At 62.3% G+C, this 24,566-nt stretch carries 21 protein-coding genes; 10 read left to right on the top strand and 11 right to left on the bottom strand.

Going from position 1 to position 24,566, the window contains the following annotated elements; all coding sequences use genetic code 11:
* The first annotated feature begins 41 nt into the window (after window positions 1-41).
* The 9 genes from BMZ24_RS08930 (at window position 42) to BMZ24_RS08895 (ending at window position 10,542) form a co-directional block, all read left to right on the top strand.
* A complete protein-coding gene (locus tag BMZ24_RS08930; protein ID WP_092191383.1) occupies window positions 42-1,997 on the top strand; it encodes a TonB-dependent receptor plug domain-containing protein in 1,956 nt (651 codons plus the stop codon).
* Complete coding sequence (locus BMZ24_RS08925; RefSeq protein WP_092191381.1) at window positions 1,997-3,331, top strand: ATP-binding cassette domain-containing protein; 1,335 nt, start codon at window positions 1,997-1,999, stop codon at window positions 3,329-3,331. The genes BMZ24_RS08930 and BMZ24_RS08925 overlap by 1 nt, the downstream gene beginning before the upstream one ends.
* The gene (locus BMZ24_RS19800) at window positions 3,325-4,005 is read left to right on the top strand and encodes an energy-coupling factor transporter transmembrane component T family protein (protein WP_092191378.1); all 681 of its coding nucleotides are present in this window, start codon (window positions 3,325-3,327) and stop codon (window positions 4,003-4,005) included. Before BMZ24_RS08925 ends, BMZ24_RS19800 begins: the two co-directional genes overlap by 7 nt.
* Entirely contained in the window at window positions 3,998-4,567 is a 570-nt protein-coding gene (locus tag BMZ24_RS08915) for an ECF transporter S component (protein ID WP_161949094.1), read from the top strand. The genes BMZ24_RS19800 and BMZ24_RS08915 overlap by 8 nt, the downstream gene beginning before the upstream one ends.
* 5 nt (window positions 4,568-4,572) lie before the next feature.
* Window positions 4,573-5,295: a hypothetical protein gene (locus BMZ24_RS08910; protein WP_244150323.1), complete on the top strand. Its 723-nt coding sequence runs from the start codon at window positions 4,573-4,575 to the stop codon at window positions 5,293-5,295.
* A 210-nt stretch (window positions 5,296-5,505) separates the two neighbouring features.
* Complete coding sequence (locus BMZ24_RS19685; protein ID WP_153304609.1) at window positions 5,506-5,643, top strand: hypothetical protein; 138 nt, start codon at window positions 5,506-5,508, stop codon at window positions 5,641-5,643.
* On the top strand, window positions 5,640-7,604 hold the full coding sequence (locus tag BMZ24_RS08905) for a PP2C family protein-serine/threonine phosphatase (protein ID WP_092191372.1): 1,965 nt from the start codon (window positions 5,640-5,642) through the stop codon (window positions 7,602-7,604). Before BMZ24_RS19685 ends, BMZ24_RS08905 begins: the two co-directional genes overlap by 4 nt.
* Before the next feature lie 408 nt (window positions 7,605-8,012).
* Window positions 8,013-9,056, top strand: a complete 1,044-nt coding sequence (locus tag BMZ24_RS08900) for a PDDEXK nuclease domain-containing protein (protein WP_092191370.1) — start codon at window positions 8,013-8,015, stop codon at window positions 9,054-9,056.
* A gap of 283 nt (window positions 9,057-9,339) precedes the next feature.
* Window positions 9,340-10,542, top strand: a complete 1,203-nt coding sequence (locus tag BMZ24_RS08895; protein WP_092191368.1) for an OmpP1/FadL family transporter — start codon at window positions 9,340-9,342, stop codon at window positions 10,540-10,542.
* 149 nt (window positions 10,543-10,691) lie between these two features.
* Here BMZ24_RS08895 and BMZ24_RS08890 read toward each other — a convergent pair whose 3' ends face one another.
* The 11 genes from BMZ24_RS08890 to BMZ24_RS08840 all read right to left on the bottom strand — a co-directional run bounded on the left by BMZ24_RS08890 (window position 10,692) and on the right by BMZ24_RS08840 (window position 23,627).
* On the bottom strand, window positions 10,692-11,288 hold the full coding sequence (locus BMZ24_RS08890; RefSeq protein WP_161949093.1) for a histidine phosphatase family protein: 597 nt from the start codon (window positions 11,286-11,288) through the stop codon (window positions 10,692-10,694).
* Entirely contained in the window at window positions 11,285-12,397 is a 1,113-nt protein-coding gene (locus BMZ24_RS08885) for a DVU_1551 family NTP transferase (protein ID WP_244150315.1), read from the bottom strand. Before BMZ24_RS08885 ends, BMZ24_RS08890 begins: the two co-directional genes overlap by 4 nt.
* Complete coding sequence (locus tag BMZ24_RS08880) at window positions 12,394-13,419, bottom strand: XdhC family aldehyde oxidoreductase maturation factor (protein ID WP_092191363.1); 1,026 nt, start codon at window positions 13,417-13,419, stop codon at window positions 12,394-12,396. The genes BMZ24_RS08885 and BMZ24_RS08880 overlap by 4 nt, the downstream gene beginning before the upstream one ends.
* A complete protein-coding gene (locus BMZ24_RS08875; RefSeq protein ID WP_092191361.1) occupies window positions 13,416-14,723 on the bottom strand; it encodes a DVU_1553 family AMP-dependent CoA ligase in 1,308 nt (435 codons plus the stop codon). The genes BMZ24_RS08880 and BMZ24_RS08875 overlap by 4 nt, the downstream gene beginning before the upstream one ends.
* The gene (trsS, locus tag BMZ24_RS08870) at window positions 14,720-16,075 is read right to left on the bottom strand and encodes a radical SAM (seleno)protein TrsS (protein ID WP_092191359.1); all 1,356 of its coding nucleotides are present in this window, start codon (window positions 16,073-16,075) and stop codon (window positions 14,720-14,722) included. Before trsS ends, BMZ24_RS08875 begins: the two co-directional genes overlap by 4 nt.
* Window positions 16,068-16,514, bottom strand: a complete 447-nt coding sequence (locus BMZ24_RS08865) for a DVU_1555 family C-GCAxxG-C-C protein (RefSeq protein ID WP_092191357.1) — start codon at window positions 16,512-16,514, stop codon at window positions 16,068-16,070. Before BMZ24_RS08865 ends, trsS begins: the two co-directional genes overlap by 8 nt.
* A gap of 73 nt (window positions 16,515-16,587) precedes the next feature.
* Entirely contained in the window at window positions 16,588-17,292 is a 705-nt protein-coding gene (gene trsM, locus BMZ24_RS08860) for a DVU_1556 family methyltransferase (RefSeq protein ID WP_161949092.1), read from the bottom strand.
* Window positions 17,279-17,491, bottom strand: coding sequence for a DVU_1557 family redox protein (locus BMZ24_RS08855; protein WP_092191465.1), 213 nt, complete (start codon window positions 17,489-17,491; stop codon window positions 17,279-17,281). The genes trsM and BMZ24_RS08855 overlap by 14 nt, the downstream gene beginning before the upstream one ends.
* Entirely contained in the window at window positions 17,488-19,764 is a 2,277-nt protein-coding gene (locus BMZ24_RS08850; RefSeq protein WP_092191353.1) for a pyridine nucleotide-disulfide oxidoreductase/dicluster-binding protein, read from the bottom strand. Before BMZ24_RS08850 ends, BMZ24_RS08855 begins: the two co-directional genes overlap by 4 nt.
* 68 nt (window positions 19,765-19,832) lie before the next feature.
* Window positions 19,833-22,550 carry a molybdopterin-dependent aldehyde oxidoreductase gene (locus tag BMZ24_RS08845; RefSeq protein WP_092191351.1) on the bottom strand — a complete coding sequence of 906 codons (2,718 nt, stop codon included), beginning with the start codon at window positions 22,548-22,550 and terminating at the stop codon, window positions 19,833-19,835.
* Between the two features lie 54 nt (window positions 22,551-22,604).
* Window positions 22,605-23,627 (bottom strand): molybdopterin-binding protein, encoded by a 1,023-nt coding sequence (locus BMZ24_RS08840; protein WP_092191349.1) that lies wholly within the window; start codon window positions 23,625-23,627, stop codon window positions 22,605-22,607.
* A 528-nt stretch (window positions 23,628-24,155) separates the two neighbouring features.
* Here BMZ24_RS08840 and BMZ24_RS08835 point away from each other — a divergent pair.
* Complete coding sequence (locus BMZ24_RS08835) at window positions 24,156-24,560, top strand: NifB/NifX family molybdenum-iron cluster-binding protein (RefSeq protein ID WP_092191347.1); 405 nt, start codon at window positions 24,156-24,158, stop codon at window positions 24,558-24,560.
* The last annotated feature ends 6 nt before the right edge of the window (window positions 24,561-24,566 follow it).

The following is a 24,566-nucleotide window of genomic DNA, read 5'->3' as shown; positions in this document are numbered from 1 at the left end:
GATGCCAACCTACCACCAACCCTTTACTTCCGAGGATTACCATGCCCCGATTCCAACTGGCCCTCCTGCTGTTCCTCGCCCTGGTCGCAGCCCAACCCGCCCTTGCCCAAGAGCCTGAATATGCTCTGGGCGAAATTGTCGTGACTTCCGACAAACCGGGCGTGGACGACGTGACCAACATCACCGAGGTCACGGCCAAGGACATTGAAACCCGTGGCGCGACGACCCTGAACGAGGCCATCCAGATGCTCCCCGGCGTGTACATCCGCACGGCCGCCGATGGAACTCCGCGCATCGACATCAGAGGCTTCCGAACCAGGCACATCAAGCTTCTGATCAACGGCGTGCCCTTCCAGTCCACCTATGACGGCCAGTTCGATCCTGCATCCATCCCTGCCGAGAACATTTCCCGCATCATCCTGACCAAGGGCGCGAGTTCGGTGTTGTACGGTTCCGGCGGCACGGCAGCCGTCATCAACATCATCACCAAGGGCGGCAACCAGGGCATGCACGGCTCCGTGGGCCTTCGTGCCGGGCAGGAAGATTCCTACCTAGGCAAGGCATCCCTCTCCGGCGGCAACGAAAAGGGATTTTTCTTCGGCAGCGTGAGCCGGCTCAATTCCAACGGCTACCTGATTTCCGACGATTTCGACAAAAACGAGGCCCAGGACTCCGACCGCCGCGAGAACAGCGACCGTGAGCGCAACAGCTTCTTCTTCAACGGCGCCTACAACATCGACGCAAGCACCCAGCTTGGCGCCGTCTTCTCGTACACCGGCGGAAGCTACGGGAAGCCGCCGTCCGTCATCACCGACAGCACCGACCCCTTTGGCAAGACGGCCAAGTACGAGCGCCTGGAAGACTACAGCGACCTGGCTGCCCAGTTCAACCTGCGCCACGAGTTCGATTTTCCGCTGACCATCGCCACGGCCGTCTATGCGAACCAGCGCAACGAACTGACCAAGGGCTACGACGACGATTCTTACAGCACGACCGACCTGAGCGGCTCTTCCAAGAGCGACTCCACCAGCACCATCGCCGGCACGAACATGCGTGCCAGCTACGACTTCGACGCATACGGCGTCCTGACCGCGGCCCTGAGCGGCGAGAACCAGAGCTGGGAAGAAACCGGGTTCACCAAGAAGAAGAAAGGCGAGACCATCATCGATACGGATAAGGACCTGCAGGAATACTCTGCGGCCATGGAATACACCATCACTCCCATCGAACAGGTGACCCTGGTGGCCGGCGGCGGCTACGTGGCCCAGACCGGCCCCGAGTCCGAAACCGCGACGGACTGGACCTACCTCCTCGGCGCCAGCTACCGGCCCTTCGAAGGCACGACCATCTCCGCCAACCACGCCCGCAAGGTGCGCTTCGCCTCCATCCGCAACCTCTTCGACGCCACCTCCGGCAACCCGGACCTGGAACCGGAGGTGGCCCGCCACTTCGAGATCGGCCTGGACCAGGAACTGCCCTTCAAGACCGTGTTCACCGGCTCCGTGTACCGTACGTATGCCGAGAACCTCATCGAGAAGGACGACACGACCGATATCTACGAGAACTATGAGGAATACCTCCTCGAAGGCTTCGAAGTGGGTCTGGAAAACAGGTTCTTCGACTCCTTCTGGGCCCGGGCGAGCTACGGCTACCTGCATTCCGAAGACAAGTCCGACAACTCCGAACGCGACGAACTGCAGTACCGTCCGCGCGACACCGTGGCCCTGGAGGCCCAGTACACCTGCCCCTTCGGCACCGCTCTGAATGCCGGAGTCCGGTACGTGGCCAACCAGTACACCTACAACGACGACGCGACCGAGAAGAAACGCATGGACGACTTCACGGTGGTCGATCTGAAGATCAGCCAGTCCTTCCTGGACAAGGCATTGAGCGTCTATGCAGGGGTGAACAACCTCTTCGACGAGGACTACGAGGAGAGCTACGGCTTCCCCCGTCCCGGACGGACCCTCTACTGCGGCATCGACTACGCCTTCTGATGGCGCTCACGCTGGAAAATGTCGGCGCGGCCGGCCTGACCGGCCCGCTCTACTCCGGGGTCGACCTTGAGGTCGGCCCCGGGGAATGCGTCTGCATCACCGGCCCCACGGGATGCGGAAAATCAACCTTGCTGCGGACCATGGCCGGCCTGCACGAGCCGGGACCTGGCCGGGTCCTGCTAGACGGCCAGCCAGTTTCCCAGGCCCTTCCGGGGCGCATTGGGCTCATCCTTCAGAACCCCGACACACAGCTTCTTTGCGCCGATGTAGGGTCCGAACTGGCCTTTGGGCTGGAGAACCTGCGCGTGCCGCCCGAGAAGATTACCTCGCGCATGCTCGGGGCCATGTCCCGCGTGGGACTCGACCACGACACCCTGCCCCTGGACCGCCCGGTGGGGACCCTGTCCGTCGGTCAAAAATACAAACTCCTCCTGGCGGCCATGCTGACCATGGAGCCCCATATCCTGCTGCTGGACGAGCCCTGCGCCCAGCTCGACCAGGGCGGCATCGACGCCCTGAACTCTATCCTCGAAAATTTCCTGGCCGCAGGCGGGAGCGTGGTTCTGTGTGAACACGACCCCGCTCCATTGCGCGCCATCGGCCGCATCCTGGGCATCGCGAACAGGACTCTGCGGCCCGCCGTCGACACTCCCCCCGTTGCCCTGCCCGCCCCTCCCTCCGTACCCGGAAAAACCGCCGTGGTGACCATGGAGAACGCACGACTTGAACTGGGTGACAAACGCATCTGGGAACGGCTCGATTTCACGCTGCACCAAGGCGAAATCGCCATCATCAAGGGTGGTAACGGCTCGGGTAAGACCTCGCTGCTGCGCTGCCTGACGGGCTTTGAGCCCCTGAGCGACGGCAGCGCCTCCGTCTTCGGCCTGACGCCGACTCCGAAAGGACTGCGCGGCAGGGTCGGACTGCTGATCCAGAACCCCGCCCGCCAACTCACGGCGGATACGGTCCTGGACGAGGTCTCCTTTCCCCTGACGTACCGCGGCCTGCCCAAGGCGCGTTGCCGTGAACTGGCCATGGACATCCTTGAAAAACTGGATCTGGTCGCACTGGCCGAGCGCCCGCCATTCCTGCTCAGCCACGGCGAGCAACATCTCGTGGCCCTGGCCTCGGTCCTGGCCGTGGAGCCGGAACTGCTCCTGCTGGACGACCCCTTCGTGGGTCTGGACCCGGCCTCGACCACCCGCGTCTGGAGCATATTGCACCAGGCGTGCCTTGACGGCAGGTCCGTCATCTGCACCCTGCACCGCAGTCCCGCCGTGCATGGTGCGCACAGCGTCCACGAACTTCGGGCCATGGGGCTCATCCCATGCTGAACGGGTCATCACGACACACCACGCGAGTCAGGCAGACCCGGCTGATCCTTCGCATCACTGCGGCGATGGCACTCGCCATGGGCGCCCTGTTCTGGCACGGCCCCTGGAGCCTGACGGCCCTGACCCTGGGCACGGCGGCCCTGGCCGTAGCCACGGGAGCCCATCGCCATCCCTGGAGACGCCTCGTCCTTGTCTTCATTTGGCAGGTCGTGCTGGTCATGGCCCTCTATTTGCTTCGATACGGCGTGCAGAGCCTGCCGGACGGGGCCCTGGTCGCCTGTCGGCTCGTGCTGCTCGTCTTGCCGGGAGTGCTGCTCATGAAGACCACGCATCACGGGGAGATGGCCAGACTCCTGGTCCGCTTTCTGCCCGCCAAGGTAGGTTTCGTGCTCTCCACCTGTGTATTCTTCTTCCCAACGCTGTGGGGCGTCTCGGTGCAAACATATGAAAGTCAGGTGTTGCGCGGGGCCCGCATCCTTCCTCGCGAGCTCGTCAACCCCGCCAACTGGGGCACGCTGGTGCGCGTCATCTGCCTGCCCGCCATCGTCTCCAGCCTGGTCCTTGCCAAGGACGTGGCCCTGGCCGCCCACTGCCGCTGGTACGGCCTGCACCCGGACCGCACAGTGTGGCCCGGCCCCAATCCATCAAATACAACCGGAGAGCCCCGTGCGTAACCACATGTTCGGCTTCACCCTGCAGGAATCCCTTTTCCTGGGTTTCTGCTCCCTGCTGATTCTGTCCACCAAGCTCATGTTGCGCCTGCACCTCAAGGTGCCTGGCCACTCCATGTTTTTTCTGATCCTTTTTCTGATGCTCGCCGCCCTGTGCGTGCGCAAGCGCTGGAGCGCCACCCTGGCTGCGGGAATGGCCGGGTTGCTAGGCATGTTCACGGGCAGCGGCAAGCTCGGCCCCCTGGGCATCGTCAGCTACATGCTGCCCGCCCTGGTCATCGATTTCTGCGTGCCGTTCCTGGAAAGCCATCGCAAGAACCTCGCCTTCTTCGCCGTCGCGGGCCTGCTGGCGGGCGCGGCCCGCGCCCCGATCTCACTCTTTTCGGAGTGGATGGTCGGCATGGACGTGCAGGTGCTGTTCATGAGCACCGCCATCAAGACCGGCGGCGGAATGATTTTTGGAGCACTGGGCGCGCTGCCCGTTCCGGCCCTTTTGACCAAACTTGAAGCCCGTGGACTTCTTTCCGCAAATCCCAAACCCGAAAATTCAGGAGCGAACCCGTGAAACTCATGATCTGCATGGACGACACCGACAATCTGGAAAGCAAGGGCACAGGGTGGCTGGTCGAGGCCGCGTGTCGCGAGATGACCGCCATGGGCTGGGGCTCATATTCCATGATCTCCCGCCATCAGCTCTTCGTGCACCCGGACATCCCCTACACCTCGCACAACAGTTCCATGGTCTTTACGGCCAAGACCGACGTCGCGCCGGAAAAATACGCAGAATTCCTGAGCGCCTACCTTGAAACGCACAGCGCGCCAGGCTCAGATCCGGGACTGTGCATCGTCCCCGAACCCGAGACTGAAACCTGCAAGGCCCTGATCTCATTCGGTCTGCGCGCCAAGAAGGAGGTACTGACCAAAAGCCAGGCGTATACCCTGGCCGAAAAGCTCGGCATACACCTGTCCGAGCACGGCGGCACCGGCGGCGGCATCATCGGTGCCCTGGCTGGAATCGGCCTGCGCTTGCAGGGCAACGACGGTCGCTTCCGGGGCTGGTATCATCTGGGGCAAGCCGGATCGGTCATGACGGCGGGAGAACTCAGGAGCTACGAGTCCATCGAGGACATCCGCACCCCGGACAACGCGCCCATCGAGGACGCAAGACGCATTCGCATCTCGGACCAGCTCAAGACCATCTGCATGAACGGCAGATCGACGCTTCTTGTCCATCCGGCGGACAGCGACGGAATTCACGCGGTCCTGGCCAAGGAAGAGCTCAAGCGTTTCTAAAAAGCCCTTCCTCCTGCGCCAGGCCGTGATCTGCATGACAAACGCCGTACCGGACAACCGGGACGGCGTTTTCACTTTCCAGGCGCTACGTCCGGCCTGCTGCGTCATCATGACGGCAGTCTCGTCGCCGCGTCCGGGGCACTTCCCCCCTGACCGGGGTTGGTATACACTGACCAACACCCCAGCGCATCGCCTTTCCGTGGAGGACCCATGGGCATTCGAAACAAACTGCTCGTACTGCTGCTCTTCATTTCCCTCGCGCCGTTGCTCGTGGTCGGCTTCCAATTCCGGGACAACCTGGCCGCCCTCGGCGACGGACTCGTGGACCGGAGTTTCAACGCCTCATGAACACCGCCCGAACGACCCTGAAACGGATCGTCGAGGACCATGCCCGCATCCTGCGGCGTGAACAGCAGCTCCTGGAATCCAACGCGCAGTTTCTCGCCTCCAGGATCGAAGGCATCCTGTACGGACACGAGCACGCCGCGACCGAACCCCGCTTTCTGCCGTCAGCGGCGCAGGTCTTCACCGCCCGGGACGACTATTATTTTCTCCACAGAAGCGGACGGCAGAATCTGGAGGTCGACTTTGATTCCATGGAGATCGAAAACGATCGGCGGAGCATCCCCGATCCCTCGGCCTCATCCCTGCACGACCTGCTCCTTCCCGTCCTGAAAAATCTGAAGTTCAGGTACAGCGATCTCGTCCTCTGGATCGACATCGAGCTTTCCGACGCGACACGGATCACCTACCCGAAATCCACCTCGCGCATGTTCCTTCGCGAACCGCTATACCGCGACGCCGACACGCAACACGTCCGGGAGCTTGCGTGGTCGGACCCACAGATCGACCCGCGCACCCGTCTGCTCGTCTTCAACATCACCTCCGCCATCAAGGACGAAACCGGTACGGTCCAGGGCCACGTGACCCTTGCCGTTCCGGTGAGCGCACTTCTCCACAAGAACCCGCATCTTGGCATCTTTTCGGACAACGCGGCCACGTTTCTGGCCAGCCCGGAAACCGCCCCCGGCTCGCTGGAAAGGCAGCTGCGGATCGTCGCCCGGGAGCAGTCCCAGGAAACCCAGCGCGGTCATTGGGGCCGGCCGGGCACGGACACATGGCTCCTTTCCGACGATGTACAGTCCTACGCCGCCATGCTGCAGGACCTGACGGCGACGACCTCGGGTATCGCCGACATGCGTTCCAAGGGAGAGGACACGCTGTGGGCCTATGCACCCATCGAACCAGGCGGAGCGGCCCTCATGGTTCTCGTGCCCAAGGCCGATGTCGTCAGGGAAACCCTGACCGCACGGGAGTTCATCCTCGCCCAAATCCGCAGCCACATCCGGAGCATGGGCGTCATCGTCCTGATCGTGGGCGGGGTTGTCTGCGCCGTGGCCTTCATCCTGTCCAAGCTCTTCACGCGCAACATCTCCATGCTCGCCACCGCTGTGGCCAGGATCGCCCGTGGCGACTTCGCGGCGCGAGCCGACGTGCGGGGCAAGGACGAAATAGGACAGCTCGGAAAGGCCTTCAACCGCATGGTCCCTGAACTCGAAGACCGGATTCACATCAAGAACGCCCTGGAAGTGGCGCAGCAGATCCAGCAGAACCTCCTGCCAACGGAAAGTCCACGGTTCGGCGGGCACGACATCGCCGCCGTCAGCGAGTACTGCCACGAGACCGGAGGCGATTACTACGGCTTCATCCCCAGACAAGGCGCGGATGGGAAGAGTCTCGTCATCGCCGTCGGCGATGTCAGCGGACACGGCATCCCGGCCGCCCTGATGATGGCTTCGGCCAGGGCCTACATCCGGAGCCAGGCAGCCTGCGGCAAGGGTCTGGACGATATCGTCGGGCGCGTGAACGAGCTTGTGGCCGAGGACACGGACCGCACGGGGCGGTTCATGACCCTGTTCCTGCTGGAACTGACTGAAAGCGGGGCCATCCGCTGGGTCCGGGCGGGGCACGATCCGGCCCTGGTCTATTCCCCGGTCGAAGACAGATTCGAGGAGCTCCGTGGGGAAGGCCTGCCCCTCGGCGTCATCAGGCAAACCGACTTCGAGCTGCACGAGCGCCCCGGCCTGCCCGAGGGCCGGATCATCTTCATCGGCACGGACGGCATCTGGGAGACGATGTCACCGGACGGGGAGATGTTCGGCAAGCAGCGCCTCAAGGACACCATCCGCACCCACCATGATCTCCCGGCCGCCGGGATCATCCGGGAGATCATCGAAACCGTGAACGCCTTTCGGGGAACAAAGAAAAAGGCCGACGACATGACCCTCGCCGTGATCAGGACAGGCTGAGGCGAGGGTCTTTGTCGCATTACGGACCCGTGATTGTATTTATGGAGACGACTTTAACTGCAATCGAAAGAGCGTTGCGCTTAGACACAGGCACTCTCCGGGCAGATTCCGAACCGACAAACGATAAGGCTTTTGTCCTTCTGAAGCTGCTCCCCGCTTGTAGTAACCCGCATCGCAGCCTCGCCCTTCCATGATCTGATCATGATCAGAACTACCTAGATTCCTTCCCTGATTTTCATAAAATTCCCGATGTATCTCCCCGCTTTCCGGTCTATGTCACTATGCGCCCCCCGTTTCCGCCAGGAAAAGGAAACGGTCTGTTGACCGCGAGGCAAGCCAAAACCGGCAACGCCGTCACGGCTCTTCACCCGGACCGGGAACATTCAAGATCCTCAGGAGAGAAAAGGGATGAAATCATTCGAGAGACACACGCCGGATTCCTTCGGCACGCCTGAAGACTATGTCCACCTCCTTGCGGAGGTCAAAACACGTATCCGGAACGCCCAATACGAAGCCCTCAAGGCGGTCAACAGAGAACTGGTCTACCTTTACTGGGATATTGGGCGCATGATCGTGGATCGGCAGACAGATGCGCGGCATGGTTCCGCCATTGCGGAACGATTGGCAGGGGACCTGCGCTCGGAATTTCCGGGCATCTCCGGATTCTCAAGACGAAACATATTTTACATGCGTGAATTTTATATTCTTTATCACAACGATGACCGAGTGCAACCATTGGTTGCACAAATAGGCTGGTCCCATAATCTGGCCATCCTCCAGCGCTGCAAGGACGCACTTGAAAGAGAATTCTATATCCGCATGACCCGCAAATTCGGCTGGTCGAAAAACGTGCTCATTCACCACATCGACAACCATAGCTACGAGAAATCACTTCTCGGGCAGCACAATTTCGAACAGGCACTGACGCCGGAACTCCGCAACCAGGCCAAGCTGGCCGTGAGGGACGGCTATACATTCGATTTCTTGGAACTCGGCGAAAAGCACAGCGAACGAGAACTGGAAAAACGGCTCATCGGACGTATTGAAGACTTCCTGCGCTCCATGGGCGGCATGTTCGCCTACATGGGCAGTCAGTTCCGGCTTGAGGTCGGGGGCGATGAATTTTTCATCGATCTGCTGCTCTTTCACCGACGGCTCAAGGCGCTGGTGGCCATCGAACTCAAGATCGGAAAATTCATACCCGAATTCGTCGGAAAGATGCAATTCTATCTTGCGGCGCTTGACAACCATGTCCGCCACGAGGACGAAAATCCATCCATAGGCATTATTCTCTGCAGGGATAAAAACCGGACCGTGGTCGAATACGCCCTGCGCGATTCACGAAAACCCATTGGCGTGGCAACCTACGAAACGACCAGAAGCGTGCCCAGCGCGCTGAAAGGGCACCTTCCGTCACCGGAAGAGATTGGCGTGCTGCTCGACGACGTATGATAAATCCCTTTCGCACGCGAACGTCTTCGCAAGCGATCGGCCGATGTTCTCGTTGTCTCATCACGAGAAGTGATACCACGACAATTCCCTTGCGGGAGACACTCAACGACTGAACTCACCGCTACTGCTGGATTCCCTCCCGTCATTGCCGCAATCAATTAGCCGCAACTGAGCGATCACTTTGCCCTTTCTCCTTGAGATGACAGAAAAAAATCCGTATGCGCCGGAGCTTGTCGCGCGCCCGGACGGGTGCGCATGAACCTGTGCTGAACGAGGAGGAGCGATGGGGAGAATTGTTGCCGCTGTCATGTTGGCGCTGTTGCTGACGGGACAGCAGGTGTCGGCGGCCGGCTTTGCCGTTTACGAGTGGAGCGCACGGGGCAATGCCCTCGGCGGCACGACCATGGCCAGAAAGGCCGATGCCTCGGTGGTGGCGTCCAACCCCGCCGCCATGACCGGGCTGAACGGCACGCAGGTCATGACCGGATTGGTGGCCGTGGCCCCCATGGCCACCGTGTCCATTGACGGACGGCAGAGCGCCGACGGCAAGGACAATGTCTGGCTGTTGCCCCATGCCTACGCGGTGCACCAGCTCGGCGAGCGCTACTGGCTGGGGATCGGCGTCTACAACCGCTTCGGGCTCGGCACGGAATTCGACGAGGACTGGGCCGGAAGCAGCAGCGTCTATTATGCGGGCATCAAGAGCGTTTCCGTTACGCCAGTGCTCGGCATGAAGCTTACGGACACCTGGTCCATCGGCCTTGGCGTCGAGGCCAATTATTTCGATTTCGAGCAGAAGAAGACAGTGGCCGGAGCCTACGACCTGAAGGTCCGGGGCGACGACGTCGGACTGGGTGTCAGCGTTTCCACCCTGTATGCACCGACGGACTGGCTGTCCTTCGGGCTCATGTACCGCAGCGCCATCGACGTGCATCCGCGCGGCGAGGCCGAAAGCAACATGCCCGGAGCCATGGGCGACATGCTCAACGGTGACGCCGACGGCGAAATCACCCTGCCGGACTCCTGGTCCCTCGGCATGTGCCTGACCCCCGTCGACAGGCTGAGCATCGAAGTGGACGTGACCCGCACTGGCTGGTCCTCATACGAGGAACTGGACATCCGTATCAATGGCGTCAACCCCTCCGGCCCCGTCTTCAAGGACTGGAAGGATACCTGGAGACTGGCGATCGGGGCCGAATACGCCCTGACTCCGGCCTGGGATCTGCGAGCCGGCTACGTCTACGACGAAACGCCCGTCCGCACCGAACGCGCCGACTACATGGTCCCGGCCAACGACCGTCAGCTCTTCTCCGCCGGCCTTGGCTGGCACGGAGACGCCTGGAGCGTGGATCTTGGCTATACCTATCTGCTGATCATCGACCGCAAGGGCGCGGAAATCCATGTCAGCGGCGGGAACGTCGAAACCGCCGACTTCGAGGACGGCGACGCCCATCTGATCGGCATGAGCGTGGCCTACCGCTTCTGACCTTCCGAGTCCGGCTTCGCAACACAAAGGACCGCCGCGATAATCACGCGGCGGTCCTTTTTATTTCCTTACCGACCGGATGCATGTCCCGGTTCCATGATCTCCGGAACCGGATCTCCGGAACCGGATTTCCGGAGCAGCCCGTCCGTTCACTCCGCCCAATGGTTCATCGTCGCCACGCGGAACTCACCGTCGTCCTCCCGCAGAATATTGACACAGGCATAGTGCTGCTCCAGGCGGAACAGGTTTTCGAGCGGCATGCCCAGGATGCGGCACAGGAGCACACGGTTGACTCCTCCGTGAGCCACCATGGCCAGAGGTTCATCCAGATCGACGGCGGCCGTCTCGAAGGCCGGCCAGGCTCGGCGCTGCACGTCGGCGAAGCTCTCCCCGTCCGGCGGACGGAATCCTGCCAGGTTTCGGCCCCGCGCCTCGTAGCGGCCCGGGAAACGCTCGCGCACCTCGTCCACGGTCAGGCCCTCCCAGGCGCCAAGCGCGATCTCGCGCAGGTCCGGGACGATTTCGGGCGCAATCCCCAGAACCGCGCCGATGATGCCCGCGCTCTCCACGCAGCGCGAAATCGGGCTGCACAGCAGCCGCCCCACGCCCCTGCCGGTAAGAAATAGCGCCACCCTTTCAATCTGCTCCCGCCCCCTGTCCGTCAGAGGCAGATCCGTCTGCCCCACAAAGCGACGCGGCGAGGACTGGGTGATCTCGCCGTGGCGGATGAGATAGATTTCGCTCACGCCGCTTCCCCCACAAGAATCTCCTCGATACCCCGACCGCAGGCCGCCTCGACCAGGGCCACCAGGGCCAGGGCGTTGTCCATGCGGCCTCGGATGGCCGCGCAGGCCTCCTCGTCGCAGCGGTACAGGGCCAGCTTCTCGCCGAAACGATCCCGCACGGCCACACGCCTGTCGCAGCGCACCAGCTTGTCGGCCAGACAGACCACCTCCTTCTCCGTCAGCACGCCCGAAGCCGGGGGCGGGACGTCGCGATGGGCGGCCACTATGGAGGACAGGCCGGACAGCCCGAAACGCGCCAGCAGCTCGCCGCCGGCGGCCTCATGCCCGGGACAGCCCTTGGCCACGTCATGCAGCAGCGCGGCGTTGTGGATCAGGTCCGGATCAAGATTCCCTCCATGCCGGTTCAGCTCTCCGCCCAGGCGCAAGGCCACGGCGGCCACTGCCAGACCGTGTGCGAGGCCCCGCTCGGGCATGGACTGCGCGGCCAGGGCCAGGGCCTCGCCGCGATCGCCGATATGGAGACGGGCGGCGCGCCTCTCAAGAAGCGCAAAATCCGTCATGGTGTCGGCATCAAGAAGGATGCCTCTGTCCCAGACCGGAACATCAAGGGCACGGTACCCTTCCAGCAGCGTCTTCAGACCGCCCCGGCCGTCATGTTCCAGGATGGCGGGGATCAGGGCGGCGGGAATGAGGGGCGGATGTCCGCGTTCTCCCTCGAAGACGGGAAAGGCGATGCGGCCGTCATACTCGTCGAGCAGGGCCGTGACCGTGGAAGGACGGACCAGCGGGATGTCCACGGGCAGGAGAAAGAAGGCGTCGTGCCCGGACATGGCGGACACGGCCGTGCGCACGGAGGAAAACATGCCCTTCTCGTACCCCTCGTTGTAAATCGTGGGTACGCCAAGCCGCCCGGCCTCGGCCCGCACCTCGGGGGCGCGATGCCCGGTGACTACCAGGACCCGCTCGACGCCTGCGTCGCGAAACATGCGCACGCAGCGCTCCAGCACCGCCATGCCGCCGAGGTCCATGAGGGGTTTGAAATCGCCCATGCGCGAGGAAAACCCGGCCGCAAGGATGACGGCCCCGAAGCGTGTGCCTCCTTCCGTCACGCCGGGACCCCGGCCCGCACCCGGATCATCTCGCCGACGATGCTGACGGCGATTTCCTCGGGCGTGTCCGCGCCGATGGTCAGACCGATAGGACAAAAGACGCGGTCCAGGTCTGCCTGGGTATAGCCGGACTCCAGAAGCGAACGGTACACCGCGTCGCGCTTGCTGCGACTGCCGATCATGCCGATGTACCCGGCCCCGGTTTTGAGCGCCTGGGCCAGGACGTCGCGGTCGTGCAGATGCCCACGCGTGACGATGACCACATAGTCGTCAGCGCCAAGATCGGCGAGGCAGGCATCGAAATTTTCCAGCACGCGCACCTCGCGCGCCTCTGGATAACGCCCGGGATCGGCAAATTCGGAGCGATCGTCCATGACCACCACCTCGAATCCGGCAAAAGCCGCGACCTTGGCCGTGGCCAGGGCCACATGCCCCGCGCCGACCAGGTGCAGCACCGTCGGCGTGACGACGGGCTCCGCAAAGACGCTAACGCCGCTTTCTTCGAGACCAAAGGACTGACGCGTCTTGGCGGCCTTGCGCGCCAGCTCTCCGGCGAGGGTTTCAGGCAGTGCGGCTCCCGCCAGTCCGTCGCGCGCCGTCCAGACGGCCAGCACGGGATCCTGCTTCGGCTGCATGACGGTGACCAGCACCGGCCTCTCCCCTTCTCGCTGCAAACGCACGATGTTTTCGAAAAATGGCAGATGCTCCGCGGAAACCCGCTGCAGCAGCACCTTGACCGCTCCACCGCAGACCATGCCCGCATCGGCGGCTTTGACGGAATTCAGGTCAAAGGACAGAAAGTGATGCGTCTTTGTCCCTTGCAGAAGTTTTGCGGCCTTGGCCTGGCAGGCTCCCTCGACGGGGCCACCGCCCACCGAGCCATGGATGGACCCGTCGGACAGCACCAGCATGCGCGCCCCGGAAGTGCGTGGGGCAGAGCCGGAACTCTCGACGATGCCGCAGAAAACAGCGTCTTCCCCCTTCAGAAGAACTTCCACAACAGACTGAAATATATCATTCATGAACAACTCCCACGGTTATCAAGGATGGTGCGTTTCAAGGTGTGCGACGGAGAAAAGGACTCCACCCGCAGCGCGGGCCCGGCCTCGAAGGTCAGGCTTTGCATGGCCATGTTCAGGGCAGGCACCGATTTCAAGGCCCGATGAATCTCCCGCTCCAGGCGCTCATGCCCCGGCCTGGCCAGAAATTCAACGCTGATTGCATCCCTTCCGGCCGAACGTGTCAAGGAGGCGCGATAATCGAGCAGGCCATCCAGCGCAAAGAGGGCATCATCGAGGTCCTGGCTGGCCACGGAGTAGCCTCCCGCGATCGGACAGGCCTTGCGCCGACCCCGGATGTCGCACAAGCGGGCTGAGACCCCGCCGCACAGGCAGGGCGACGTGTCGAGGCTGGCCAGGTCTCCGGTGCGGTAACGCAGCAACGGCATGGCCTGACGGTTCAGGGTGGTGACGACCACCTCCCCCACCTCGCCTTCGGGCACGGGTGCTCCTGTGCGCAGGTCGACGATCTCGATCAGGAGGTCTGACTCGCGCATGTGACAGCCGCCGTGCGCCTGACATTCCACGCCGCCGCCAAGTCCCGTCTCGGTGGTGCCGTAGTGCAGAAAGGTCTCGCTGCCGCAGGCTTCCTCGATTCGGGCGCGCAGGGATTGCGGGGCGTAATCCGAGCACAGGAGCATGTTGCGCACCAGGCCGTGCGGAAGTTCATAGGCCAGAGCCAGGAGGTGCTGGGGCAGGCCGACGATGCTGGTAAAATTCTCGTCCCGGATGCGCAGGGCCAAAGCCCTCCAGTCTGTCGGCGGCCACACGCCCTCGCAGTGCACGCCCCCTTTTGCCAGGGCACGGATGAGCAGATCACCGGTGCTGTCCGGCAGGGAAAAAGGGAGCAGGGCGAGCACTTTGTCGTGGGATGAAATGAGCGAAAACATGCCTTGCTGAAAAAAATCGACAGTCGAATCCAGGTCCTCGCGCGTGAAATGCAGCCTTTTGGGCGCGCCGGTGCTGCCGGAGGTCTGCAAAGTGATAATACGTGCCACCTCGCTCTGGGAGACGCAGAGCAGCTCTCGGCCGTGGGCCGCCAAGTCCGCGCCGTTCAGAAAGGGAAGACGCGCAAGATCGACGCTGGAGCGCAGACAATCCGGGTCCAGACCCGCCAGTCGCTCACGGTACCAGGAGCTCTTTTGCCGTGCGTGGGCCACGGTGCTTCTGAGCGCTTCCATGCGCGCGGTCTCGATCCGCTCCCGGTCCGGAGGCCAGGCAAGGCCGAGGCGCCTGGCCGACAAGGCGTCCACGCTGCTTGGCTTCATACGGTACCGCGATACAGGCTGCGGCCATCCCTGGACGTCAGATTGAAGGCACAAAAGGGGATGAGCCGCCCGTCGGGCTGGGCCACGTGAATGCAGCAGCCCTGCAAGCGGTCCAGATTGAGGGTCCAGGCGTCCTGAAAGGCCATGCCCGAAATGGTGAAGGAATGCGTCCGGGCGCGGGCCAGAAAACGATCCAGGTCGTCGCCGGGCGAGGTGTCCGGGGACGTGCGGGAACAATCTGAAGACTGAGCCTCCGGGACCACCGGAGCGGACCATTGACGGGCCGTGACGCCAATGGACTTCAGCGCTCCGGCCTCGGCGGGCCTTGGGGTGCAGTCGCAAGTCCCGCTGCCCATACGCAAGAGCACTCCGTCCTCGCGCGTCATGAACTTGCCCGAGAAGGAACACAGGGCGTGCTCGCAGCCCGGAGGCAAAAAATCCCCCGCCTTGATCTCGCCGCCGCTCTGCTCGCACAGGCCGGTCATGACCTCGGGCAAGGTGACGTGCTCCGGCGAAAAATCAGCGGGAAAGCGACCGAAATAACTCATGGGCTGAAAATGCACTCCGCGCACGTGCGGCTGACGCTCAAGCCCGAACCGAACGATATCCCACAACTGGTCGACGTTCACGCCGCGCGCCACGGTCGGCACGAGCACGATGCCGAGCCCCGCTCCGGCCGCGTGGTCCATGGCCCTTTTCTTTGTCTCCAGCAGATCCCGGCCGCGCAAGGTGCGAAAGACCTCGTCGCGCACGCCGTCAAACTGCAAGAAAATCGACGACAGCCCGGCTTCGGCGAGCTTTCCGGCCAAGGCCGGATCTTCGGCCAGACGCAGCCCGTTGGTATTGAGCTGCACAAACCCGAACCCGGCACGCTTGGCCAGACGCACGATGTCCGGCAGATCATCGCGCACGGTCGGCTCCCCGCCGGAAAGTTGCAGGTTGCAGCCGCCGGTGCGGGCCATGGTCTGCTCGAACATGCGCCGCAGGATGTCATGATCCGGATCTTTTTCTGCCCCGCCGCTGTCGGCGAAGCATACCGGACAGTGCAGGTTGCAGCGCGAGGTGATCTCGACCAATGCCGTGCAGGTGCGCTGGGCATGGCGCGCGCACAGGCCGCAGTCATAGGGGCAGCCATTGCCGACCGATTCGCGCACACCACCGCCAAAAGGAATCTTGGGCCGCACCCAGCTTGAAAATGCCGGATCCCCACGCCAGACGACTGTCGTATACTCTCCATGCTCGGGACATCTCTTGACCATGCGCACGACATCCCCGGTCTGCACCAACTCCCCGGTCACCCTGCCCAGACATTCCGGGCACACGCTCCGGATCGAACCCAACACCTTACTCATGAATATCGCTCGAAGGATCAAATCCGTTTTCAACCAGGATGGTCATGGCCCTGCCGAAACACTCGGAAACAAGACCGCCGCATATGGACGCATCCGGCTTGCCGTCGGGCACGATGGCCGAGCAGGCCATGCCTCCGAAGCGTTCCGTGGCGTATTCCTCGAACCAATCCGCGAGTTCGGTCAGCATGAGGGGCAATCTGTCGTGCACTTGTTCATCGGCCGTACCCTTTCCCGCATAATAGGCAATGAGACAGGCTGCTCCGGTCAAGGCTCCACACGCGCCCCGAGCGGACGAAAAACCCACGCACAGTCCAGACATGGCCCGGATGAGACCCGGATTTTCAGCACCTTGCATCTCCAGAGCCATCTGCACGACGATCTGCGCGCAGCAAAAACCCTGGGTGTGCAGGCGCAGGATGTCGAGATCGTATTCGTTCATGTCGGCCTCGGTATTTGTTTAAATAAAACAAAGTGCTCTATAGGTCCCATAGGTCTTATAGGTCCTATAGGACTTATGTAACTTCCCTGGCATGCCCAATCAGCAGAAACAAACCCGGCTTCGATGCCCGCGAGGCGTCGCAAGCCATCTGCGCCAGCACCGGGTCGCCGGTCACGGCCTGCCAGAAGCCGTGCAGGGAGCCGTGCCGGAACACGAAATCGGCAGCGGTCTTCTTGAGCAATTCCGTGTGCTCCTCGATCACGTCGATCTCAAATCCGGCTCCGGCAACCTGCTCCATCACCGTCTGCAGATCCGTGGCCTGCGCGAAACAGCAGCGCACGGGCCAATCTCCGGTGCGGCACCCGCGCGCGTAAATGTCGGCCAGTGCGAGCGTTCCTCCCGGCCTGAGGACCCGGCGAAATTCCGCCAGCACGCGCTCCTTGTCGGTCAGGTTCCAGACGCATTCACACAGAACGAGGTCCAGGCATGCGTCCGGCAACGGCAGATCGGCCAAATCAGCCTGTGCGACGCGCGCATCCACGTCTCCGGCTTCGCGCAGCAAAGCCGCATTCAAGTCCAAACCCACGGCCCTGGCCCCATGTTCCCTGAGCAGCGCCAGGGTCGCCCCGCAACCGCATCCGGCGTCCAGAGCCAGCGCGCCGTGCAGCGGGCCTGCCAGCGCGAGCATGAGCCTGGTCAGCCTCTCGCCGCCCGGACGCAGCACTGGGCCGAGAAACTTGCGCACCGGAGGCGAGGCATAAAGTTCATTTGTCCTCAAGCAACTGCTCCACTTCGAAGATCCGCCCCATGGCCAGCTCTTCGTAGATGTACACCGCTCCGCACCTGGCACAGACCGGCAACTCCACATGAAAGGAGTTGCCCAGATACGTGAGTTCCACGCGGCCAAGCTCCAGGGCCTGGCCGCAGGGCTCGCAGACCCAGTTCATGTCCTTGGGCTCGAACGTAAGACTGCTCATATCCGCCCTCCCGCGATGCGCATGCGATGAGACCAGGCCCGCAGGACCTCGAAACCATCCTTTACGTGCCTGAATTCCACCCAGTAGGTGACCTCACCCAGTTCGGCCGCGACAATCCTGCGGCCGTCTTCGCCATGGACCAGACATTTCCCGCCGTTTCGGACCTTGTGCAGGACCTGACGCAGGTCGTCTTCGAGAATGCGCCGGGTCTCCAAGAGTTCGGCCACTTCCGTGGAATAAACCAGGGACACGTCCTCAAAGGGCTGACGCGGCATGCCCTCGCGGCCGTGCCGACCCTGGAGAGCGTCCTTGAGCCTGCGCCGGTTCACGCGCCGGACCGAGATGCCGGCGGGCGGTTCGGTAGCACCGTGGGCCAGATCAGGAAAAAGTAGGTCAAGGATGTGCAGGACGGGCTTGCCGGTCTTGGCCAGCTGATCGCGGCACATGGCGCAGTAGGTCAGAAAAGAGGCCTCGGACTGGGCCACCCGCGCCTGGGCGACCTTGCGGGCCAGGGCAGGGTTGGCGTTGTCCATCAGGCCGCCAAAGCCGCAACATTCCGTCAGCTCGCCGGACATGGCCAACGGCGCCAGGGGCTGCCCGAGCTTCTCCAGCACGGCGTGCACGGCCCCGCGCGTGGCGGCGTCGTGCCGCGATGTGCAGGGATCGGACAGGGCCAGAGGCTCACGGGGCTCGCCGGGTATCAGGGCTTCGCCCGCCAGCAGGGTCCAGACCGATTCGGCCCCGAATACCGGCAGGTGTTCGCGAAACATCTTGAGACAGGTCGAACAGGCCGTGACGACCCTGGGGCTGCCCATGGCTTTCCAGGCTTCTTTCAGCTTGCCCAGCATGCCCGCGAACTCGTCCTCGCGCCCTGCCCAGTGGGCGGGAGCGCCGCAGCAGTCGAGCCAGATGCCCGTGCGCGGCTCCATCTCCAGCAGGCGGTCGTAAAGGCGCAGGGTCTGGTCTGGACGGATGCCGGAGAGCTGGCAACCCGGAAAGAAGAGCATTGCGCTGTCCGGTGCTCCGGGCGCATGCCTGATAAAGGCGGCCTGTTCGCTCGCTGCCGAGCGCATCTCCTCCAGGGCGAACCAGTGGGCCGACGGCGGCATGCGGTTGTCGCGCACCATCAGTCGCCTTGCGTCCAGGCACATGTCGGCCATGGAAAAGTCGTTGGGACACAGCGTTTCGCACTGCCCACACAGGGAGCAGGAATTGATGAACGTGTTGGCCTGATGCACGCCCCCGCCCTTCACGATGGCCGAATTGTTGAAGACACGGCGTGCGTAACTCTTGGGATACCCTCCGTACTCGGACAGATACACGCAGTGCCGCACGCACTCCAGGCACTGGCAGTCGATGCAGCGCGCCGCTTCGAGCAAGCCCTCCTCTGTGGTGAATGCGACGCCGTCGGCCGGGACAACCCTCTGGACAGGGGCAATGTCCGTGGTCCGGGTAAAAAGCGATGTCTGGCCCCTGCGCAGAAAAACGCGGCTTGAGGTCAGGGAGGCGTTCTGCAGGTAGCGGTCGATGGAAACGGCTGCTTCGCGGCCATGGGAAACAGCGCTGATGAACCGGTGCGACCGCCCTTCCAGCGCGCCCGTGAACCAGCCCGGACGCTCCAGCGCAAAGGTGTCGGGATCAGGAGAACCGAGCAAGGCCAGGAGTTCCGGAGCAAGTGCGTCATCCTGACCCACATACACCGCGTCGGCGGGATGCGCTTCGACCAGGGGCAAATCCATGACGGGGACGGACACGTAGGTCACATGCAGGGAGGCGAGCCTGGACAGCTCCTCGTCGAGCACCCGCGTCGGCAGGTCGGCCTCGGGAAGATCGCGAAGCCACCCGCCGGGAGCCTCGCCGACATGGTACACGGTCACGGGGTAACCTTTCTTGCCCAGATCAAAGGCCACGGCCAGGCCGCTCGGCCCTGCCCCGAACACCGCCACCTTCCTGGGACGGGCGGGAAGACGCAGAAGCTTGCCTTTGGGCCGGGTCTCCCGGATGCACAGGCGCTCAAGCCCTCCAAGGGCCACGGCTCCTCCAAGATCCCCCCGCACGCAGAACTCCTCGCAGGGCGCCTCGCACAATCGGGCCGTAATCGCCGCAAGAGGCATGCTCTTTTCGAGCACGGTCCTCGCAGCGCCAAGATCGCCCTTGGCCATTGCCTGGGCGAAAGCTCTGGCATCAACTCCCAGGGGACACCCGGCCTTGCATTTGGGGGGCTCCTCCTGGATGCATTTCGCTTCCCATTTCCTGAGTTCCTTCTGGTCCATGACCACTCCTTAGAAATAAAAAAAGCCCTCCGGGCGCAAAAGCGCCCGGAGGGAGGTTGACCAGGTCATTATTTCTTCATTGCAGCCAGGATTTTCTCCGGCAGCGCGGGAATCTCGCGCACACGAGCGCCGCAGGCGTTGTACACGGCGTTCAGGACCGCTGCGTGAGGAGCGGTCAGAGGCATTTCACCGACACCGGAGGCGCCGAAGGGGCCGGCGGGACGCGGGGTCTCCACATAGGTGATGTCCATGGAGTCCGGGATGTCCTTGATGTAGGGGATACCGGCGCCGCGCATGGTGGCATGCTTCTTCAGGTCCTCGTAATCCTCGGTCAGCGCCAGGCCGATGCCCTGGGCCACGCCGCCGTAGATCTGGCCGTCGACCAGGGAGTAGTTGTTGACCTTGCCGATGTCGCCGACAATGGCCATCTTTTCGACCGTGGTCTTGCCGGTGGCGACTTCAACAGCGACCTCGGACAGGAACAGGCCGTACATGTAACAGCAGAAGGGGCTGCCCTGGCCGTTGGCGTCGCAATCCTTGGCAGGAGCGGTCCATTTGCCGTTATACTTTGTGGGCAGCTTTTCGGCGACCATCTCATCGTAGGTGCGGAATCCGCCGGAAGGCTTCTTCATGGCCTTGAGCAGCTGTTCGCAGGCGTTGATGATGGCCTGTCCGCCCATGACCTGGGAGCGGCTGCCGCCGGCAGGGCCGGTGTTGGGAGCCACGCGGGTGTCGTTCATGACCAGGCGGATCTTGTCGGGCGTGATGCCCAGCGGCTTCAAGGCTTCGTGAGCCGTACCCAGGGTGCCCATGTCGGCGCCCTGGCCATGATCCTGCCAGCAGTCGTAGATGGTGACGGTGCCGTCGGCCATCAGTTCGGCATCGGCGGCGGCGGAGTCGGCGCCATCAAGGCCTGCGCCGTAAACGCCCAGGGCGATGCCCACGCCGCGCTTGACTTCGGCGGTAGAGGCAGCGGCGGCGCGCTTCTTGGCTTCCTCGTACTTGGGCCGCATGATGTCGAACATCTCGGGCAGGCTGTACACTTCAGGATCCTGACCCGTGGGGGTGGTGGAACCCTTGCGGTAGATGTTCTTGTAGCGCAGCTCGAAAGGATCCATGCCCAGCTTTTCAGCCAGTTCGTCCATCAGGGTCTCGGACGGGAACTCGGATTCGGGAGCGCCGTAACCACGGAACGCAGCGCCCCAGCAGTGGTTGGTGCAGACGGTGCGGCCTTCGCCGCGAATGTTCGCGATATCGTAGCCGGCGCCGATGTACTGGGCTCCGCGCAGGGTCAGCAGGTCACCGAACTCGGAGTACGGGCCATGGTCGACGGTCCAGTCGGTTTCCATGCCCAGAAGCTTGCCGTCCTTGGTGGAGGCCAGACGCACGTTGGTCCAGAACGGGGAGCGCTTGCCGGTGTAGGCCTGCTGCTGACGATAGTCGTATACCAGATTCACGGGACGACCGGTGGCCAGGGCGGCGGCGCCGACAAGGGCTTCCAGGGTCGGGCTGAACTTGTAGCCGAAGGTGCCGCCGGCAGGATTCTGAACCAGGTGCAGCTGATCGGGTTCCAGACCGAGGCCGGGAGCGATCATGTACAGATGCAGGTGCAGGCCGATGGACTTGGAGTGAATGATCAGCTTTCCTTCGTCATCGATGTACGCAAAGCCGCAGTCGGGCTCGATGGGCAGATGGGGCTGGCGGGAGGTGTAGTAGCTGCCTTCCACGACCACGTCGGCCTTGTCGAAGATGGGAGCGGTCTCGGCGCCCTTGGCGATCTTCTGGATGTAGTAGACGTTGGGCGTGCCGGGATGGATCTCGATGGCGTCCTCGGCCATGGCCGCCGGAGCGCTCATGTATTCGGGCAGCTGCTCGATCTCGACCTTGACGGCCTTGGCAGCGGCCTTGGCCTGCTCTTCGGTGTCGGCGCAGACGATGGCGATGGCGTCACCGTACTGGAAGATCTTCTCGTCGCACAGGATCGGACGATCCCAACCGTCACCCTTGTTGGTGGGGAAGGTGATCAGACCGGTGATGCGGTTCTTGCCCTTCACATCCTTGTGGGTAACGACCTTGAACACGCCGGGCATCTTCTCGGCTTCGGTGGTGTCGATGGACAGGATCTTGGCGTGGGACACTTCGGCCTGCACCATGGCGCACTGCAGGGTGCCGGCGGGCATCTTCAGGCCCAGATCAGCGCCGAAATCCAGGGTTCCCGTGACCTTGCTCAAGGCCGAGGGACGGGGGTAACGGGTGCCCCACACACTGCCGTCGGCAGGCATCTTGAATTCGAGGTCGGCCGCGCTCTTTTCGCCGCGCAGCACCTTGGCCGCGTCCATGACGGCGTCCACCAGCGGCTTGTAGCCGGTGCAACGGCAGGCGTTGCGATGCTTCTGAAACCAGTCGCGGACGTCGTCGCGGGTCGGGCTGGGGTTGGTGTCCAGCAAGCCCTTGGCCGAGACGATGAAGCCCGGGGAACAGAATCCGCACTGGGCAGCGCCGTGGAGCATCCAGGCGAGCTGCAGCGGGTGCGGATTGGCCGGGGTGCCGATGCCTTCGATGGTGGTGATCTCGGCGCCATCGTTGACGCGTTTCATCTTGGTCGCACAGGAACGCACTACCTTGCCGTCCATGATGACGCTGCACGCCCCGCACTGGCCTTCGTTGCAGCCGACCTTGGTGCCGGTCAGGCCGATGCTCTTCCTGATCACGTTGACCAGGGTTTCTTCCGCGTCGACCACCAGGTTCCTGGGGATGCCATTGACCACAATTTGCTTCTTAATCATTCCGGTTCCTCCAAATAACAATGTGAATGTTCGAACAGAATCTGCGTGGGGACGCTAGAGTTTGCCGAAGCCGCAGGCCGGGTAGTGGCAACTGGGACAGCTTTCGCACAGGCCTCCGTGACCGAACGCAACAATATCCTTCCGCTCCAAACGCTCCCCGGTCAGCAGACGGGGCACGATCAGATCGAAAATACTGGCTTTGTAGTACATGACGCATCCCGGCAGTCCGACCACGGGCACGTCATCCAGATAGGCGAGCATGAACATGGCGCCGGGATAGGTGGGCGCGCCGTAGGAAACGACCCGGGCACCGCTCGCCCTGATGGCAGCCGGGGTCTGGTCGTCGGGATCGACGCTCATGCCGCCGGTGACGGCGATGAAATCCGCACCCCGCTCCTTGAGGTCCATGATGGCCTCGACTGTCATCTCGACCTGGTCCGAGACGAAAACCTGATCCAGAACGGTTGATCCAAGACCTTCGAATTTCTTCCTGAGCACCGGCCCGAAGCCGTCCTTGATGCGGCCGGTGTAGACCTCGCTGCCCGTGGTCACCACGCCGATGCGCGCGGGCTTCAAGGGGCGGACCTCGATGAGCGGGGCATGCTCGCGACAGACGCCCTCGGCCTCCTGCAGCAACTCTTCCGGCACGGCCAGCGGGATGACCCGCGTGCCGCCGAGCACTCTGCCCGACTTCACGAACTGGCCGGTGTGGATGGTGCCAAAAGTCACGTCGGTGATGGAATTGAGGCGGAAAAGTCCTTCCACGTCGATGGACAGGACACCGTCGTGGGCGGCGGTGAGCGTCGACTTGCCCTCGCTTGGCGAACTGATGGAGATGCCCTGTCCGGCCGCTGCCCGGGCCAGGCGCAGGGCGCATTCATCCTCGTGGACGTATCCGTCTCTGGGATCGAAAACATAAAGATGGGCCTTGCCGATATCGAGCAAGGTGGAAATGTCATGCGGACCGACAATGTGCCCGCGCCGAAAGGCGGGTCCCTTGGCCTCGCCGGGAACGATGCGCGTGATGTCATGACAAAGAACGGTGCCGACAGCTTCTTCAACGGGGATGGATTTCATCGCATGTCCAAAATATATCTCGATTGGCATTTTAATGTTAAAACATGTCATTTTTGACATATTTTAAGGCCTGAGCAACCTTAACCACCTATTATCATATGCAAAACATTCTTTCTGAAGAGACCTCGCCACATCGAAATGTTGGAGGCTGCCAAGCCGAACGAAATCACTATGTCACAAGTGGCATATCGACGCATAAAGGCAAAAACAAGGCCAACGTGCTTAAATTATTACCCTAAAATATAATAAACTGTCGAATTAATTGAAAATATAACTTTTCAACGTAAAAGCTCAGTCACTCTTTGAAGTTGATTCGTGTTCGCACTTGGCCGAATTGTCCCAAATGGAACCACCCAAAAAAGGAAAAATGAGACAAAATGATACACCTGCCATGAAAAACTTCAGCCTGGAATCCCGAACCGCCCTCTCAGGCAAGACTCTCGGTTCCCAAGCGATTCCATCTCGACATATGTCGAAAAAGGCACAATAAATGCTTGGCTCTGCCATCAAAACATCAAAGGAGAACTCATGAATATTGCAGTAAGCGCCGCAGGAGCATCCCTGGCCAGTCCGGTTTTCGAAGAATTCTCGAAAACTCCGTTTCTGCTGATCGTGAATGTAGAGACGATGGAATGCACAAGCATTCCGCATGACAAGTCCGGGAAAAACTCGGAGATCGCCTTGGCCGAAATGATCCTGAAACACCGCTGTGAAGCGTTGATCACCGGCAAGCTCGAAGAGGATGTTTTCAAGATTCTGGCGGACGACCACGTGACCCGATTTTTCGGGCCTGGCCTGTCGGCGGAAGAGGCCCTCATGGCCATGGAGAGGCGGGAACTAAAGCTGATCCGCAACCCTGAGGGGACGGACGAATGCAACGAAAATCATCACGAACTTGAAGAATTGCAGGTGTGCAGCGGCCACCAGCATTGAGAGTGG

Source organism: Desulfomicrobium norvegicum, assembly GCF_900114595.1.
Taxonomy (GTDB): domain Bacteria; phylum Desulfobacterota; class Desulfovibrionia; order Desulfovibrionales; family Desulfomicrobiaceae; genus Desulfomicrobium; species Desulfomicrobium macestii.
This window is presented reverse-complemented; position numbering and strand designations above follow the sequence as displayed.